Origin of the sequence: Streptomyces sp. NPDC046887, assembly GCF_040644755.1 — a bacterium.
GTDB classification, from domain to species: domain Bacteria; phylum Actinomycetota; class Actinomycetes; order Streptomycetales; family Streptomycetaceae; genus Streptomyces; species Streptomyces lichenis.
The window spans coordinates 384,047-399,198 of record NZ_JBEYXH010000002.1 but is presented as its reverse complement, the minus strand read 5'-3'; the positions used below and the strand labels follow the sequence as shown (position 1 = coordinate 399,198).

At 74.0% G+C, this 15,152-nt stretch carries 16 protein-coding genes; 5 read left to right on the top strand and 11 right to left on the bottom strand.

What is annotated here, in order from left to right:
* Positions 1-113: 113 nt before the first annotated feature.
* Positions 114-611 carry a transcription elongation factor GreA gene (gene greA / locus ABZ945_RS04730; protein WP_361263817.1) on the bottom strand — a complete coding sequence of 166 codons (498 nt, stop codon included), beginning with the start codon at positions 609-611 and terminating at the stop codon, positions 114-116.
* A 235-nt stretch (positions 612-846) separates the two neighbouring features.
* Positions 847-1,248, bottom strand: coding sequence for a DUF4307 domain-containing protein (locus ABZ945_RS04725; RefSeq protein ID WP_361263814.1), 402 nt, complete (start codon positions 1,246-1,248; stop codon positions 847-849).
* 175 nt (positions 1,249-1,423) lie between these two features.
* Here ABZ945_RS04725 and mca point away from each other — a divergent pair, with 175 nt between their 5' ends.
* Both mca and ABZ945_RS04715 read left to right on the top strand, forming a co-directional pair.
* Positions 1,424-2,305: a mycothiol conjugate amidase Mca gene (gene mca / locus ABZ945_RS04720; protein WP_361263812.1), complete on the top strand. Its 882-nt coding sequence runs from the start codon at positions 1,424-1,426 to the stop codon at positions 2,303-2,305.
* Complete coding sequence (locus ABZ945_RS04715; RefSeq protein ID WP_361263809.1) at positions 2,298-2,555, top strand: hypothetical protein; 258 nt, start codon at positions 2,298-2,300, stop codon at positions 2,553-2,555. Before mca ends, ABZ945_RS04715 begins: the two co-directional genes overlap by 8 nt.
* Positions 2,556-2,724: 169 nt before the next feature.
* Here the strand turns inward: ABZ945_RS04715 and ABZ945_RS04710 are convergent, their stop codons facing one another.
* On the bottom strand, positions 2,725-5,961 hold the full coding sequence (locus ABZ945_RS04710; protein ID WP_361263806.1) for a tetratricopeptide repeat protein: 3,237 nt from the start codon (positions 5,959-5,961) through the stop codon (positions 2,725-2,727).
* Positions 5,962-6,099: 138 nt separating this feature from the next.
* The gene (locus tag ABZ945_RS04705) at positions 6,100-6,981 is read right to left on the bottom strand and encodes an alpha/beta fold hydrolase (protein ID WP_361263803.1); all 882 of its coding nucleotides are present in this window, start codon (positions 6,979-6,981) and stop codon (positions 6,100-6,102) included.
* Positions 6,982-7,021: 40 nt separating this feature from the next.
* On the opposite strand from ABZ945_RS04705, the gene ABZ945_RS04700 reads away from it, so the two are divergent.
* Positions 7,022-7,570: a CGNR zinc finger domain-containing protein gene (locus tag ABZ945_RS04700; protein WP_361263800.1), complete on the top strand. Its 549-nt coding sequence runs from the start codon at positions 7,022-7,024 to the stop codon at positions 7,568-7,570.
* Between the two features lie 22 nt (positions 7,571-7,592).
* Here ABZ945_RS04700 and ABZ945_RS04695 read toward each other — a convergent pair whose 3' ends face one another.
* Positions 7,593-8,564, bottom strand: a complete 972-nt coding sequence (locus tag ABZ945_RS04695) for a LysR family transcriptional regulator (RefSeq protein WP_361263798.1) — start codon at positions 8,562-8,564, stop codon at positions 7,593-7,595.
* Between the two features lie 119 nt (positions 8,565-8,683).
* Here ABZ945_RS04695 and ABZ945_RS04690 point away from each other — a divergent pair, with 119 nt between their 5' ends.
* Positions 8,684-9,496, top strand: a complete 813-nt coding sequence (locus tag ABZ945_RS04690; RefSeq protein ID WP_361263795.1) for an inositol monophosphatase family protein — start codon at positions 8,684-8,686, stop codon at positions 9,494-9,496.
* Positions 9,497-9,540: 44 nt separating this feature from the next.
* Here ABZ945_RS04690 and ABZ945_RS04685 read toward each other — a convergent pair whose 3' ends face one another.
* From ABZ945_RS04685 to ABZ945_RS04660, 6 genes are all read right to left on the bottom strand, one after another.
* Positions 9,541-9,948 carry a PIN domain-containing protein gene (locus ABZ945_RS04685; protein WP_361263792.1) on the bottom strand — a complete coding sequence of 136 codons (408 nt, stop codon included), beginning with the start codon at positions 9,946-9,948 and terminating at the stop codon, positions 9,541-9,543.
* Entirely contained in the window at positions 9,945-10,217 is a 273-nt protein-coding gene (locus ABZ945_RS04680; RefSeq protein ID WP_361263790.1) for a hypothetical protein, read from the bottom strand. The genes ABZ945_RS04685 and ABZ945_RS04680 overlap by 4 nt, the downstream gene beginning before the upstream one ends.
* Positions 10,218-10,273: 56 nt before the next feature.
* Positions 10,274-11,041 carry a LuxR C-terminal-related transcriptional regulator gene (locus ABZ945_RS04675; protein ID WP_361263787.1) on the bottom strand — a complete coding sequence of 256 codons (768 nt, stop codon included), beginning with the start codon at positions 11,039-11,041 and terminating at the stop codon, positions 10,274-10,276.
* A gap of 140 nt (positions 11,042-11,181) precedes the next feature.
* Entirely contained in the window at positions 11,182-11,982 is an 801-nt protein-coding gene (locus ABZ945_RS04670; protein WP_361263784.1) for a hypothetical protein, read from the bottom strand.
* 34 nt (positions 11,983-12,016) lie between these two features.
* Positions 12,017-12,718 carry a hypothetical protein gene (locus ABZ945_RS04665; protein ID WP_361263781.1) on the bottom strand — a complete coding sequence of 234 codons (702 nt, stop codon included), beginning with the start codon at positions 12,716-12,718 and terminating at the stop codon, positions 12,017-12,019.
* 28 nt (positions 12,719-12,746) lie between these two features.
* Positions 12,747-13,796: a hypothetical protein gene (locus tag ABZ945_RS04660; RefSeq protein ID WP_248635805.1), complete on the bottom strand. Its 1,050-nt coding sequence runs from the start codon at positions 13,794-13,796 to the stop codon at positions 12,747-12,749.
* 446 nt (positions 13,797-14,242) lie between these two features.
* On the opposite strand from ABZ945_RS04660, the gene ABZ945_RS04655 reads away from it, so the two are divergent.
* Complete coding sequence (locus ABZ945_RS04655) at positions 14,243-15,124, top strand: NADP-dependent oxidoreductase (protein WP_361263777.1); 882 nt, start codon at positions 14,243-14,245, stop codon at positions 15,122-15,124.
* The last annotated feature ends 28 nt before the right edge of the window (positions 15,125-15,152 follow it).

Here is a 15,152-nt window from a genome sequence, read left to right as displayed (position 1 = left end):
CGGCTGCCCGGGCCTTGTCGAGCGCGGCCGGGGAGTGCTGGGGCGGGGGCGGGGGGGGGGGGGGGGGCCGGCCGCCCCCCCCCCCCCCCCTGCCGTCGTGGCCGGTGGGCGGCTCAGCCCTGGTAGGGCTTGGCCTCCAGGACCTTCACCGAGGCCTTCTTGCCGTTGGGGAGCTCGTACTCCGCGTCCTCGCCGACCTTCTTCCCGTTGACCCCGGACCCCAGGGGCGACTGCGGGGAGTAGGTCTCGATGTCGGCGCTGGCGTACTCGCGGGAGGCGAGCAGGAAGGTCAGGGTGTCGTCCTCGTCGCCGTCGAAGGCGATGGTCACCACCATGCCGGGGGCCACCACGCCGCTCTGGGACGGGGCCTCGCCGACCTTCGCCTGCTCCAGCAGCTGGGTGAGCTGGCGGACGCGGAGCTCCTGCTTGCCCTGCTCCTCCTTGGCCGCGTGGTACCCGCCGTTCTCGCGCAGGTCGCCCTCTTCCCGGGCGGCCGCGATCTTGGCGGAGATCTCGGTTCGCGCGGGACCAGACAGGTACTCCAGCTCGGCCCTGAGCTGGTTGTACGCCTCCTGGGTGAGCCAGGTGACGTTGTCGCTGGTCTGGGTCACGGGTGCTCCTCGTCGGTACTGGGATACAAAGCATCGCCCTACCCGGGATTCTGTGCCGTCCTGGATGGGCGAAACCACGAGCCTAACAATTCAGGCGGGGAAGAGGGAGGACAAACGTGACGAAACTATCGCCGAGACCGTTGCCGATGGCGTCGGCGAGCGATCGCTTGTGATCGTCGGGGACGCGGCCTCGTCCTGGACCGCTCCTACCCCGGTACGGGGGGCCCTACCCGGGTCAGTCGGAGGTGCAGCCCATCAGCTGGGCGCTGGTCGCCCGGCGGGTGGTGCGCACGGTGACGACCTCGTCGATCCGGTCCACGAGCTGGTCGAAGCGGACGTCCCGGCGGCCCACCTCGCCGCCGTCCTCGGCGAGCGCGCGCAAGGTGCAGGAACCGGTGTCGCCGCTGTCCTTGCGGACCTCCAGATGCACCTGCACCCGGTCGTCGGCGGAGACGTCGAACTTGATCATCTCGGCGCTGACCTTCTGACCGGCGATGTAGTCGTAGCCGAACCAGCCGACCATGGCGATGAGCAGCACACCCAGCACCGAGCCGACCGCCTTGAGCCGCCGGTCGGCGCGCTCGTCCGCCGAGCGGCCGTAACGCCCCTCGGGCCGTTGCTCGCGCACCGTGCTCATCCGTCCGTATCCTCTCGCCCGGCCCCGGGGCCGCCTCCGGCCGTCTCCGGTCTCCGCGGCCGAGCGGGCCGTATGCCGCTCCGTGGCGGAATTTTCCGACCGCTGGTTCCGTCACTATAGAAGCCTGCCGAGCCACGATTTCATCTGAGCCACCCTTTCACCTGAGGACCGAGCCTTGACTGAGCAGCTGCGACTGATGGCCGTTCACGCCCACCCCGACGACGAGTCGAGCAAGGGCGCGGCGACGATGGCCAAGTATGTGTCCGAGGGGGTGGACGTGCTGGTCGTCACCTGCACCGGGGGCGAGCGGGGCTCCATCCTCAACCCGAAGCTCCAGGGCGACCGGTACATCGAGGAGAACATCCACGAGGTCCGCCGCAAGGAGATGGACGAGGCCCGCGAGATCCTCGGGGTACGCCAGGAGTGGCTGGGATTCGTGGACTCCGGGCTGCCCGAGGGCGACCCGCTGCCGCCGCTGCCGCAGGGCTGCTTCGCCCTGGAGGACGTGGACAAGGCGGCCGGCCGGCTGGTGCGCTCGATCCGGGCCTTCCGTCCGCAGGTGGTGACCACCTACGACGAGAACGGCGGCTACCCGCACCCGGACCACATCATGACCCACAAGATCACCATGGTGGCCTTCGAGGGCGCGGCCGACCCGGAGAAGTACCCGGAGTCGGAGTTCGGGCCGGTCTGGCAGGTGGCGAAGGTCTACTACAACCAGGGCTTCAACCGCGCCCGCACCCAGGCCCTGCACGACGGGCTGACCGCCCGGGGGCTGGAGTCCCCGTACGGCGAGTGGCTGGAGCGGTGGGACCAGTCCGAGCACGTCGAGCGGAACCTGACCACCCATGTGCCCTGTGCGGACTTCTTCGAGACCCGGGACAAGGCGCTGATCGCGCACCGGACGCAGATCGACCCGGACGGCGGCTGGTTCCGGGTGCCGATGGACCTCCAGAAGGAGCTGTGGCCCACCGAGGACTACGAGCTCGCCAAGACCGTGGTGCCCACATCCCTCCCCGAGGACGACCTCTTCGCGGGCATCCGCGACAATGCCTGACATGAGCGCACACCAGGCCATGGTCCACCTCGTCCCGCTCGCCAAGGAGCTGGACGAGAACAAGGTCACCCCCGGCGTCCTCGGCTTCATCGTCTTCGCGGTGATGGCACTGGCCGTCTGGGCCCTGATGAAGTCGATGAACCGGCACATGAAGCGGGTGGACTTCGAGGAGTCCCCCGCCGCGGAGGAGTCCGAGCCCGCCGCGAAGGCCAGGGCCGGCGCGGAGGCCGGCGCGGGGCGCGGTAGGTAGCAGGTCGGTACGCGGGCGGTCCGCACCTGCGGTTGGGCGGACGGCCCGTGGGTTGCCCGCGCCGGTGGTACGCGGAGGGCCCGGCCGGCAGGGTGTACGGCCCCGGGGTCGGGGCCGTACGTCTGCGTGCCCGCGCGTTGCGGGGCCCCGCCTCCGTAGCGCCCCGGGGTCAGGCTTTCGCGTCGCTGGGGCCGGGGGCGTCCGTGGGGAGGCCGACTGTTTCGGCGGCGGCGCGGGTGGGGGTGAGGCCGAGGGCCCAGGCCTGCCAGGGGGATTCGAGGCGGATGCCCCGTTCCAGGACCAGGCCCCAGGTGGCGAGGGCGTCGGCGAGGCGGGGATCACGGGCCGGGTGGTCGTCGGCGGCGAGACGGGTCAGCTCCTCCTGGGCGACGACCGTGCCGACCTCCACGCCGCCGGGTGAGGCGTACGGCAGCAGGGTGCAGCGCAGGAAGCGGGCCCAGTCGCCGCCGCGCCGGTCGCCGGCGGTGCCGAACAGGACGGCCGCCTCCTCGCAGAGGGCGAGCGCCTGCGGGGCGCGGCCGTTGCCCGCGTCGATCACCGCCAGTTCCAGGCAGGCCCAGCCCTCCCCGTACGCCAGACCGATCCGCCGGAAGTCGGCGCGGGCGTCCGTCAGCAGCTGGCGGGCGAACCCAGAGTTGCGCAGCCCCCCGGTGCGGGCGGCGCCCTGGTCCCGGGTGGCCCGGCCGGCGTGGTGGCGGGCGCAGGCCAGCCCGTAGACGTCCCGCATCCGGGAGAACATCGCCCGGGCCCGCTCCAGCTCCCGTACCGCCTCGTCCCGGTCGCCGCCGTCCTCCAGCGCCTGGCCCAGGTAGTACAGGGTCCACGCCTCGCCGCGGGCGTCCTCGTTGTCCCGGTGCCGGGCCAGGGCGGTCCGCAGTCCCTCCACGGCCGGGCCCGGGTCGCCGTCCACCAGCCGGGCCCGGCCCAGCTGGGTCAGCGCCCAGGCCTCGCCGCGCTCGTCCCGGGTGCGCCCGTACAGCTCCAGCGCGGTGCGCAGCTCCTCCTCGGCCCGGGCCACCTCGCCCAGCCGCAGCCGTGCCTGGCCGAGCTGGAAGTGCGCCCAGGCCTCTCCGTGCAGGGACTCGCCGCTCCGGTGGAGGGCGAGTGAGGTGTCCAGCAGGGCCAGCGCCTCGGCGACCTCGCCCCGGTCGCGCTCCACCGCCGCGAGGGCGTGCAGGGTCCAGGCCCGGTCGGCCGCCAGCTCCACGGGCTGCTGGAGCGCCAGCGCCTCCCGGAGCCGGTCCGCGGCCTCCGCCAGGTTGCCCTGGTGGTGCAGGGTGATGCCGAGCGAGCAGAGCGCCAGCGCGGTCTCCGCGTCCTGGTTGGCCTCCTGGTAGAGCGAGACCACCGAGGTCAGAGTGGTACGGGCGGTGTCCAGCTCGCCGAGCTGGCGGGCCGCGATACCGGTCCGCCACTGCACGGAGCGCTGGAGCAGCCCCTGGTCCACCTGCTCGGCCAGCTCCTGGAGTACCCCCAGCCGGTAGAGGTCGCCGCGCAGCAGGCAGTAGTCGCAGAGCGCGCCCAGCAGCTCCAGCACCGTCTGCCGGCTGACGTCCGCGGCGTGCCGCAGGGTCGCCGTGATGAACCCGGACTCGTCGTCCAGCCAGCGCAGCGCCGCCTCCAGCGAGGTGAAGCCGTGCCCGGTGAAGCGGCCCGCGCGGGTGGACATCTTGCCGTCGACCATCCGGATCACGGTGTCCGCCAGCTCCGCGTACGCCTTGATCAGCCGCTCCCGGGCGGCGGTCACCTCGGCCGGGTCCTCCTCGGCCCGCAGCCGGCCGGCCGCGAACGCCCGTACCGCGTCATGGAGCCGGAACCGCTCACCGCGTACCCGGTCCAGCAGCCCGGCCCCGGCCAGCTCGCGCAGCAACGCGGCCGCCTCCTCCTCGTCCGCGGCGATCAGCACCGCGGCCGCCGCCGCACCCAGTGAGGCCCGGCCGGCCAGCGACAGCCTCCGCAGCAGCCGCCGGGCCTCCTCGCCGAGCCCGGTCTCGTACCGCGCGGCCACGGCCCGCTCCACCGGGCCGCCGTCCCGGGCGGCCAGCGAGGCGGCGACCTCGGCGGCCGGACGATCGCCCACCGCCGCCCCGGTGATCCGCAGCGCGAGGGGCAGCCCGCCCGCCGTCTCCGCCAGGCTGTCCCACCCCTGGGCGTCGTAGGGGCGGCCCTCGGTGGTGTGCCCTGCCCGCAGCAGCGCCTCGGCGTCCGCCGGCTCCAGGGCGCCCACCGCCAGCTGGTGGGTCCGCGCGGGGACGTCCTCGCCCAGCTCCAGCGGCTCCCGCGCGGTGACCAGCACCAGGCTGTCGGAGCGCTCCGGCAGCAGGGCGCGCACCTGCCCGGCGTCCCGTGCCTCGTCCAGCACCACCACGACCGGCAGATCCCGCAGATGCTGGTGGTACAGCTCGGTGAGTCGGCGCAACTGCGGCTCGCTGTCCCCGCGTTCCCGGAACAGCAGCTGCTCGCGCGGCGCGCCCAGCCGGTTCAGCAGGTGCAGCAGCGCGTCCCGGGTGGACAGCGGCCGTCCGCCCGGCCCCGAGCCGCGCAGATCGACCAGGCAGGCGCCCCGGAAGAGGTCGCGCGACTGGTGGGCGGCGCGCACCGCGAGCGCGGTCCGGCCGGAGCCCTCCTCGCCATGCAGGACGACCACCACCGGCTGCGTCCCGGTGGCCGCCCGGCCCGCCCGGACCCACTGGCCGATCCGCTCCAGCTCGGCCCGCCGCCCGGCGAACGGCTCAGCCTCGGAGGGGAGTTGTGCGAAGGACTGCTCCAGGGCGGTACGGCGGCGGGCCAGCGCGCTGCGGTCCACCCCGCGCAGGGCGGGTCCGGAACCGGCCTTGGCGGCCGCGGGTGTGCGCTCGCCGGCCGCGGCCAGGACGCGCTGCTGGTCCAGGAAGGGCCGGATGCCCCGTACCTCCAGCGCGGTCAGCCACTGGAGCCGCAACTGCTCGGCGCCGCCCGGCTGGCCCGCCGCTCCGGCCCTGCGGTGCGCGGCCGGCCAGTGTCCGGCGGTGGCCCGCAGCACCGTGGTGGCCGCGCCCGCCACGGCGACCACGGCCCCGGCGCCCAGTGCGGTCCCGGCCGCGGTGCCCAGCGCCAGGTCCGCCCCGGCGGCGGCCACCGCGGCGACCGCGGTGACCAGCGCGGGCCCGCCCACCGCCTGCCGGCTCAGCCGCGCCGACAGCGGCGGCCGGTCCGCGCCCGCCTCGGCGAGCGCACCGGTGTAGGCGGCGTACTCCTCGGCGGCGCTCACCGCCATCCCGTCCAGCGCCGCCCGCCCCCGCGACAGCAGCACCCCGGCGTCGGCCCGCCCGCCCGAGCGGCGCACCTCGTCCTCCACGGCCCGCGCCAACAGCCGCTCCGCCTCGGTGCGATGGCTCTCCCGCATCCGCTTCCCCTCCGCCGGCGCCCGTCCCCATGGACGGTCTTCACGATCGTCGCCGCCCAGTCTCCGACGTTCGGCGGACGGATGCGAGGGGGTCGAGGGTCGGGGGAAGTCCGCCGTCGGCCGGGTGGAGGTGTGCCGTCAGCCGTCGACGTGCGTGCCGAGCACGCGTGGGCGGAACCGGAGGATGGCGGCGGCGACCGTGTCGAGGTGGCTCTCCAGGAGGAAGTGGCCCCCGTCGAGCAGGACGATCTCCGCGTCCGGGGCGTCGCGCCGGAACGCCTCCGCGCCGGCCGCCGCGAAGATCTCGTCGTTGCGGCCCCAGATCGCGAGGACGGGGACGCGGTGGGAGCGGAGCCACTCGTGCACCGCCGGGTACAGGGCCCGGTTGCCGGAGTAGTCGCCGAACAGGGCGAGTTGGGCGCGGTCCACGCCCGGGCGGGCGAGCAGGGCCAGATCGTGCTCCCAGGCGTCGGGGTCGATCAGGCTGGGGTCGGGGACGCCGTGGGTGTACTGCCACTCGACGGCCTCCCGGCCCAGGGCGGGCCGCAGCGCCGCCTCGGTCGAAGGGGTGGGCCGCGCCCCGTAGGCCCAGACGGGCTCCCAGAACTCCGGGACGAAGCCGTCCTCGTAGGCGTTGCCGTTCTGCGAGACGACGGCGGTGACGGCCTCCGGGGAGGCCAGCGCCAGGCGCCAGCCGATGGGTGCGCCGTAGTCCTGGACGTAGATCGCGTAGCGGTGCACCCCGAGGGCGGACAGGAAGCCGCGGGTCACCTCGGCGAGGGCGTCGAAGGTGTAGCTGAAGTCCGAGGTGCCGGGCGCCGAGGAGCGGCCGAAGCCGATGTGGTCGGGCGCGATCACCCGGTACGGACCGGCCAGCGCCGGTATCAGGTGCCGGAACATATGCGAACTCGTCGGATAGCCGTGCAGCAGCAGGAGGACGGGGGCGTCCGACGGGCCCGCCTCCCGGTAGAAGACGGTCAGGCCGTCGACGTCCACGGTCCGGTGATGAACAGCGACCACGGTAACCCCTAAAGTCGATTTAAGTGGTTAGGTTACTCTTATGGTGCACAGGGCCGGGTGGCGCGTCAAGGAGGAGGGTGGGTCGGTCGTGGTGGAGGACGAGGAACTGCTGCTCGCCGTGCTCAACAGCGCCCCCGTGGTCGACGGCCGCCCCACGGACGCCCTGGACGAGCCGGAGGCGGCCGACTGGGCGCGGGCGCTCGGAGGCTGTGGAACGGAGGGGGAGCGGGACCGCCTGCGCCAGGTGCGGGACGCCTTGCAGTCGCTCGTTCGGGGCGGGCCGGTGGAGGTGGGCGGCTTGGCCTCGGTGCTCGACCGGGTGCGGCTCCGCCCGGAGGTCTCGGCGACGGGGGTGTCCTGGCGGCTGGAGGCGGCGCCGGACGAGGAACTGGCGGCCCGGGTGGTGCTCGCCTGGTCCCGGGTCACCGAGGAACTGCCACGGCGGCTGCGGGCCTGCGCCAACGCGGAATGCAACCTCTTCCTCGTCGATCACAGCCGGCCCGGCACCGCCCGGTGGTGCTCCATGGCGACCTGCGGCAACCGGATGAAGGCGCGCACCCACGCGCGCAGGCGGCGCTCCGAGGGCTGACCGGCCGGTCCTTGGGCCGCCCTCAGCCCCTGATGTCCCGGGGTGCGAACACCTCCCTGAGGGTCGCGGTGGCCAGTTCGCGCAGCCAGGTATGGGCGCGGTCGTCGTCGTAGCGCCGGTGCCACAGCAGATGGAGCGGGACCTCGGGCAGGGGGACGGGCAGCGGCAGGGTGACCAGACCGAGCCGGTCCCGCTCCGCCCGGGTGGCCAGGTCGGGCAGGGTGACCACCACGTCGCCGTCCAGGGCGAGCCGCAGCGCGAACGCGGCGGTGGGACCGGCGGCGACCACCCGTCGCGCCAGGCCCCGTGCGGCCAGGGCGTCATCGATCGGGTCGCGCAGGCTGCCCCGCCGGGAGACGGTGACATGGTCGGCGGCCGCGTAACGCTCGGCGCTCAGCGGCTCGTCGGCGCTCAACTTGCCGTCGGTGCTCAGCGGGTCGTCGGTGCTCGACGGGCCCTTGGTGAGGGGGTGGCCCGGTCGGACGGCGACGATCAGCCGGTCGCTGCCGACGAGGCGGTGGCGGATGCCGGGGGCGGTCGGCTCGGTGGAGCCTGAGGCGAGATCGACCTCACCCCGGCGCAACTCGGGGTCGTCGGTGCCTGGTTCCGCCGACAGCCGCAGCCGGACGCCCGGGGCCTGCCGGTGCACGGTCGCGGTCAGGGCGGTGCCGCAGGCCGCGATCAGGGCGTCGTGCCAGCGCACGGTGAACACCCGCTCCAGGGACGGCAGATCGAGCTCCGCCTGCGTGGACAGCAGGCGGTGGGCCTGCTGTACGAGGGCGTGGACCTCGGCGCGCATGGCCAGCGCGCGGGTGGTGGGGACCATGCCGCGGCCGGTCCGGACCAGGATCTGGTCCCCGGTGACCTTGCGGATACGGCCCAGGGAACGGCTCATCGCCGGTGCGGTGACATGGAGCCGGGCCGCGGCGCCGGTGACGCTGCCCTCCTCCAGGAGCGCGTCCAGGGCGGTCAGCAGGTTGAGGTCCAGTTGCATGGCGGTAACTCTACAAGTGACAAGCATGCACTTGTTGTTAAGTATGCGGCGCCCTACGTTCGAGGTGCGTGGACGGGACGGTCCCCGGCCCCATGAACCCCGACTCCGAGGAGCCCACCATGACCGCAGCCATGCCCTTCGCCGCCGGAACGACGCTGCTCGCCGAGGTGACCGAGGCGGTGCGGACCGCCGGCCGCACGCTGCTCGACCGCCACACCCCGCACGCCCGGGGGGTGAGCCTGGAGGAGGTCGTCGCCGAGATCCACGCCAACGACGACGCGGTGCTGGAGGTGCTGCGGGAGCCGCTGCTGCGGGCCCGCGAGGGGTCGCGGTGGGCCGAGGACGAACTGGCCGGCGGCGCGCTCCCGCCGGGGGAGTGGTGGGTGGTGGACCCGGCCGAGGGCAACATCAACCATGTGCACGGCATGGACGACTGGGCCGTCACCGCCACCCTGGTCCGCGACAACCGGCCGGTCCTCACCGTCGTCCATCTGCCGCTGACCGGCGACACGTACACGGCGGTCGCCGGTGGTGGCGCCCAGCTGAACGACCGGCCGCTGAAGGCCTCCGCCAAGACCGACCTGGGTGCCGCGCTCGTCGGCACCGGGCAGGCCAGGCCCGGCGAGGACGAGCGCACCTTCCGGCGGATCGGCGACTCGGTCACCGCGATGCTCGTCAACGGCCTGGTGGTACGGGTCTCGGTGCCCGCCACGATGCAGCTGATCCATGTCGCCGCCGGACGCATGGACGCGTTCTGGCAGTTCTCCGACGTCCGCTCCGGCCTGGTCGCCGGCGCCCTGCTGGTCTCCGAGGCCGGCGGCACCGTCACCGATCTGGCGGGCGAGCCCTGGCACACCGGCAGCCGTGACTTCCTGGCCTCCGCGCCCGGCGTCCACGGGGCCGCCCGCAAGGTTCTCGAGCCCCTCGCCTGACCGGACGCCCTGCCTGGGACCGAGTGACCCGCCGGTCTTAAGGCTCAGACGTCCTTGACGATGACGCGCTCGCCGCACAACTTCGACCAATCGTCACGGTCGGAGGTCAGCACCAGCACGGGCCCCCGGGAGCGGAGGGCCAATGCGGCGACCAGAGCGTCGATGGCGTACTTGTGGCCGTGCAGCCCGCCGGCGTCACGGAGTAGTCGCACCGCGGTGGAGGAGTCCTCCGGCGTGACCGGCTCGACACTCAGCCGCGAGAGCACCCACCTGAGGCGCGCCAGGTCGGTCCGGGAATGCGCGGCTTCGACGACGGTCAACGCGGATACCAGTACAGGGACGCCAGCACGTCGGGACGCTTCCACACGAGCGGCCATCTGGCGGTCATTGCCGACGAGCAGCGACAACGCTTCGGAATCCAGGACCAGCGAGCGTACGGGTGGTTCTTTCACGCGGCGTCCCGTTCCGCGTCGGCTGCGGCGTCCTCTCCGAAGAGCTCCCGCTGCGCGGCGGCGATCTCCTCTTCGGTGAGCGCTCCGTGCTCGCTCTCGTGAGCCGCGACGATCTCGGCAAGCCCGTCCATGGCGAACTGGTGCCGGACCGCCTCGGTGATGTAGCCGGACACCCCTCGACGCCCTGCCCGAGCGCGGAGCTCGCTGAGCAGGTCCGAGGGTAGCGAGATCGAGATGTTCTCCGTCGTGCCGGGACGGTTCGGGTTCATGGCCACCATTCTACGACAACTTCTATTACAACGGGGTCCGACGTGAAAGGGTCCGATCACCCCGGCCTGCTCCCCGGCGCGAGGGGCCGGGGAGCTGCGCCGGCCACGTGGGGTGGCCAAGTGCCGGGGGTGAGGAGGCCGGTGGCGTAGGCGCGGGCTACCAGGGCGGTACGGCTGCGGGCGCCGAACTTCTGGCGCAGGCGGCCGATGTGGTAGTCCAAGCCCTGGCGGCTGAGGTGGAGTTCGCGGCCGAGCTCGGCGTTGCTGAGGCCCAGGGCCAGGCCCTCCACGATGAGCACCTCCACCGCCGAGAGGGCGGGGTGGACGGCCGGGGGCGGGGCGTCGGGGGCCGGGCCCGAGGGTGGGAGGAGGCAGCAGACCGCCTCGGCCGCGGTGTGGCCGGGCGGCACCAGCCAGGCGACCAGTTGGACGGCGGGGAGTCGGTGGCCGGGGAGGGTGAGGGGGACGGTGGTGTGGACGTAGCCGTACGGGCCGGAGAGCAGCCGCCGCCAGAGGGCCGTGTGGGTCTCCGGGCCGAGGTACGGGGAGAGGGAGGTGCCGGTGAGAGTGCCGGGCGTCCGGCGCAGGAGCCGTTCGGCGGCCGGGTTGGCCTCCCGTATGCGGCCGGTCCGGTCGAGGAGGGTGACGGCCATCCCGGCGCGGTCGAACAGGGCGGTGCGGTAGGGGTAGGGGGACTCGGTGCGGGGGGTGGGGAGGTCGGCCGGTGCGGGGCGGGGGCGGGCGGGGTGGTCGGTGTGGGGGGCTGGGGTGGGGTAGGGGGCGTTGGGGGTGCCGGGGTGCGGCGAGGTGTGGGGGGCGGCCATGGCGGGTCACCGCTGGCGGGAGGGGGAAGCGGGTGCGGTGTGGTGTCGCGGGGTCATGGACTGCTGGTGCGTCCGGGCGGGGCGTTCCAACCGCGGCCGACGGACATTGCACTCAAAAGCGGTCATGGGTGCCGGGCTGATCACCGGACCGCTCCGGGTTCGTGTGCCGAGTCGAGGCGGGAGTGCAGCGCCGCCGCGTAGGGGCGTATCCGGTGCAGCAGGGAGCGGGTCAGCCGGTCGCCCTCGTCGCGGTCCAGCAGCGCGGCCACCTCGCGGGCCAGTCCCGGCGGCAGGTCGTGGGCGACCCAGTCGCGTACCGCCTGGCCCAGCCAGCGGCGCTGGAGCAGGACCGCCGGATCCTGGTCGGCCTCCCGTACCGCCCGGGTGTCGGGGGCCGGGCCGGCCGCCAGCAGGCCGCGGCCCAGCAGCACCGGGGAGGTCCCGCCGCGCGGCAGGAAGCGGCGCACGATCTCGGCGCGCTCGGTGGCGGTGAGGGTACGCCGTAGCCGCTGGGTCTCGGCCTCCGCGTACCGCAAGTAGGCGGTCCTGGCCCGGCGTTCGCCCCGGGTGAGCGGGTCCTCGGCCCGCGCCGCGCCGGTCCAGGCGTTGCGCAGCCGGGCCTTCAGCAGCGCCGGCCACACCTCGTACCGCCGCCAGTCGATCCGGCGTACCGCCTGGAACACCTCCCACAGCACCTCACCGCGCACCGCCTCCCGGTCGGCGCCGGCCGGCACCCGTGCCGCCTGCGCCTGGGCGGTGCGCAGCGCCCAGGGCCAGAGCGTCTCCAGCAGCCGGTCGGTGAGCTCCCGCCGCGCCCCCTCGCCCCGGGCGTTCGCCTCCTCGGCGAGGGCCCGCAGCTCGGTGTCCACCCAGGATCTGCGGAAGGGGTCGGCTGCCGGGGCGGTGTCCGGGCGGGGGTCCTGACACGGTGGCGGCTGCATGAGCGCGCTCCTTTCCACGTGCTCGATCAGACGGTCAGGCCGACTGCTCGATCAGGGCCGCGGTCAGTGCGCCGCCCAGGCCGATGGGGGTCGTCCGGGCGTCCCGGGAGGACCAGCCCCGGTGCAGGTCGAAGCCGAGGTGGGCGGGACCGGGGCGGGCCAGGTCGAGCAGGACGGTGGGCCCCACGATGTCCCCGGCCGGGGCTCCGGGCCGCAGCGGCCGGGTGCCGAACGCCAGGGTGATCCGGGGCAGCGGGGTCAGGAAGACCAGGTGCCCGCCGTGGAGCGGGACGGCGCAGTACGGTGCCGGCAGCCCGTCGCCGTCGCCCGGCGGGGTCTGGGCGAGCCCGCAGGTGTACGGGTTCGGGGTGGTGTTGAGCACGGTGACCGCGCCCGGGTCGCCGCCGGGGCGGTCGTACGGGGCGGTGGCCGCGTCCGTGCCGACCGCCACCACCTCCCCGGCCCCGACCGGGCAGAGCCGGGGCGGGGCGGGCGGGGCGGCGGCGTAGGCGTAGGTCTCCGCGTTCCACGCCAGGGTGGTGGTGGGGGCGAGATCCCGGAGGACGGCCCAGACCAGCGGGACGCCGTCCCGCTGGTCGCAGCCGACCGCGTGGCAGAGGGAGAGCGCGTACCCGCCCTCGCGGAGGGCCCGCACGGTGGGCTCCGGCATGGTCAGGACGATCAGCCGCCGGGTCCCGTCGGTCTCGGGACGGACATCGGTGCCGATGTGCGTCATGCCGTTGCCCCCTCTCCCGGTCCGCCGGTCAGGGGTTGGGGATCTCCCGCAGCTTCTTGAAGTCGTACGGGTTGCCCGGGGCCTCCGGCACATAGGTGCACTGCACCTGCCAGGTCTCCATCACCGTGGGCCGGACGAAGAACTCCGCGATGTACACCTGGTCCTTGCGGATCACGGCGGCCCCGGCCTGCGGGGTCAGCACGGCGGCCAGCGAGTTCTGGTCGACGGAGCCGGAGGAGGCCCGGGCGATGATGTTGTTGGGCTGGAAGGGCTTGGTGCTCATCGGCGTCCAGATGGACACCGAGGTGACGGCGTCCCCGAGGAGGTTCGGCAGCCCGACGGACTGACCGAGGCCGGAGGGCACGATCAGGGTCTCGATGAACTGGTCGGACGGGATGTCCGAGGCCTGGTTGCCGGTCCACGACCAGCCGTTGTTGATGTCGTAGCCGAGGCTGATGTTGTTGCTGAGGGTGAGGTCGGCCAGCACGGCCGGGCCGATCGAGCTCTCGATGACCATGCCCTCCTGGTAGGGCGCGGCCGCGAAGACCAGGGCCACCTTCTCCAGCGGCACGATGAGGTCGAGGTTCAGCCCGTACAGCGGGAAGGCGCAGATCGGTGTGGGCAGTCCGCCGCCGGTCGGGTTGGGCTGGGCCAGCCCGCAGGTGAACGGGGTGGTGACGGTGTTCTGCACGGTGACCGCCCCGGGGGTGCCGCCGTCCACCACCGAGCCGACCGCCTGGCCGGAGACCTGGAGGATCTGGCCCAGGTCGATCGCCTCGGTGTCGCTGCTGCTGAAGTCGACGCCGTTCTGGATCTCCTCCATCGAGGCGTACGCGTAGTAGTCCTCGGTCCATGCCACCGACGTGGAGGTCGAGTACTGGGTGGTGGCGGCCCACACCGTCGGCGCGCCGCCGCCCACGGCGCTCTGCACCGCCTTGAACATGAACAGCTTGTAGTTGCCCTGGGCGAGCTGCTGCACGGTCTCCGGCGACATGGCCACGTTGATCATGTACGGGGTGCCCTCGGCGTCCCGGAACCGTCCGGCCGGCGGGTTGACGGCGAGGTGGGGGTTGCGCATGGGGACCACTTCCCTTCGGTGGGCCCGGGCGGTCGGCCCGGGCGGCTTGCGCACCTTCCAGTAGGCAGTCCGTCCCCCGGTCCGGAGCGGTCCGGACCCGTGCGCGGATCAAACCAGGCAAACGCCAGAGGCCAACCGGTGAGTAAACGATCCTTCGGGGAGATTCCTCAGGAGGGGCGGGGAGGGGGCTCAGCGGTCCGCCCCGCCGCGCGGGGCTCGACGTGGCGACCGGGGGGCCGGCGGCCGGCGCCGGGCGGAGCCGTCCATGGCCCCGGAGGAGGCGGCACGGTCGGCCTGATGCTGTGAGCCGCGTCTCAGCCGGTTGCCCCTGACGTCAATGTCACCGGTGAGGATGGCGACCGCGCCCGGAGTCGCCGGGCCGGTCGGACGAGAGGCGGCGGAAGATGGGGCAGGCGTGGGGTTTCGGCAGGTATGGCGGGCCTGAGGTGCAGGAGTCCTTCGATCGTCCCGATCCCGTCCCCGGTCGCGGCGAGGTGCTGATCCGGGTCACCGCGGCCGGGGTGAATCCCCTCGACCACCTGCTGCGCTCGGGTCTGGTCGACGGGCTCGACGGCGGGCGTCCGTTTCCCCGCGTGCTGGGCATGGAGGCGGCCGGAACCGTTCTCGCCCGGGGCGAGGACGTCAGCGGGCTGGAGGTGGGCGACGCGGTCTTCGGCTTCGCGCTGACCGGCGGCGGCACCTACGCCGAGACGACGGTGCTGTCCGCGCCCCACACCGCGCGCGTCCCGGAGGGCCTGTCCCCGACCGTGGCGGCGACGCTGCCGGTGGCCGGGACGACCGCGGTGGACGTGCTGGACCAGCTCGGCCTCCCGGCCGGTGCCACGGTCCTGGTGAACGGGGTCGGGGGCGGGGTCGGCCTCGCCGTCGCGCGGCTGGCCATCGGGCGCGAGCTGCGGGTGATCGGCACCGGGAGTACCACCAAGCGCGAGTACGCCGAGGCCATCGGGGTGCGGTTCATCGACTACACCGCCGAGGACGTCGCCGCCGCGGCACGCGAGCTGGTTCCGGGCGGCTTCGACGGAATCGTCGACCTGGTCGGAGGCGCCTCGCTGCGGACGGTCGCCCCGCTGGTCCGGCATCCCCGCGATGTCATCGCCGTGGGTGACGTGACGGTGCCCGATCTCGGTGGCCGCCTGGTCGAGCGCCGCATCGACCGCGAGGACCTGGAGCGGTCGGCCCGGCTGGCCCTCGACGGAGTCCTCGCACCCGTGATCACCGCGGTCCAGCCGCTCTCCGACGCCCCGGCCGCCCTCGCCACGGTCGAGAACGGACACGCCCCGGGCAAGGTGGTCATCACGGTGGCCTGAGCGGCGCCCGGCCGCCTGACACCGCCCG

Coding starts and splice junctions, on each gene's coding strand:
- ABZ945_RS04725 (WP_361263814.1), bottom strand. CDS start 1,248: ATGAGCACGGTGCGCGAGCAACGGCCCGAGGGGCGTTACGGCCGCTCG.
- ABZ945_RS04715 (WP_361263809.1), top strand. CDS start 2,298: ATGCCTGACATGAGCGCACACCAGGCCATGGTCCACCTCGTCCCGCTC.
- ABZ945_RS04710 (WP_361263806.1), bottom strand. CDS start 5,961: ATGCGGGAGAGCCATCGCACCGAGGCGGAGCGGCTGTTGGCGCGGGCC.
- ABZ945_RS04700 (WP_361263800.1), top strand. CDS start 7,022: ATGGTGCACAGGGCCGGGTGGCGCGTCAAGGAGGAGGGTGGGTCGGTC.
- ABZ945_RS04695 (WP_361263798.1), bottom strand. CDS start 8,564: ATGCAACTGGACCTCAACCTGCTGACCGCCCTGGACGCGCTCCTGGAG.
- ABZ945_RS04690 (WP_361263795.1), top strand. CDS start 8,684: ATGACCGCAGCCATGCCCTTCGCCGCCGGAACGACGCTGCTCGCCGAG.
- ABZ945_RS04680 (WP_361263790.1), bottom strand. CDS start 10,217: ATGAACCCGAACCGTCCCGGCACGACGGAGAACATCTCGATCTCGCTA.
- ABZ945_RS04675 (WP_361263787.1), bottom strand. CDS start 11,041: ATGGCCGCCCCCCACACCTCGCCGCACCCCGGCACCCCCAACGCCCCC.
- ABZ945_RS04670 (WP_361263784.1), bottom strand. CDS start 11,982: ATGCAGCCGCCACCGTGTCAGGACCCCCGCCCGGACACCGCCCCGGCA.
- ABZ945_RS04665 (WP_361263781.1), bottom strand. CDS start 12,718: ATGACGCACATCGGCACCGATGTCCGTCCCGAGACCGACGGGACCCGG.
- ABZ945_RS04660 (WP_248635805.1), bottom strand. CDS start 13,796: ATGCGCAACCCCCACCTCGCCGTCAACCCGCCGGCCGGACGGTTCCGG.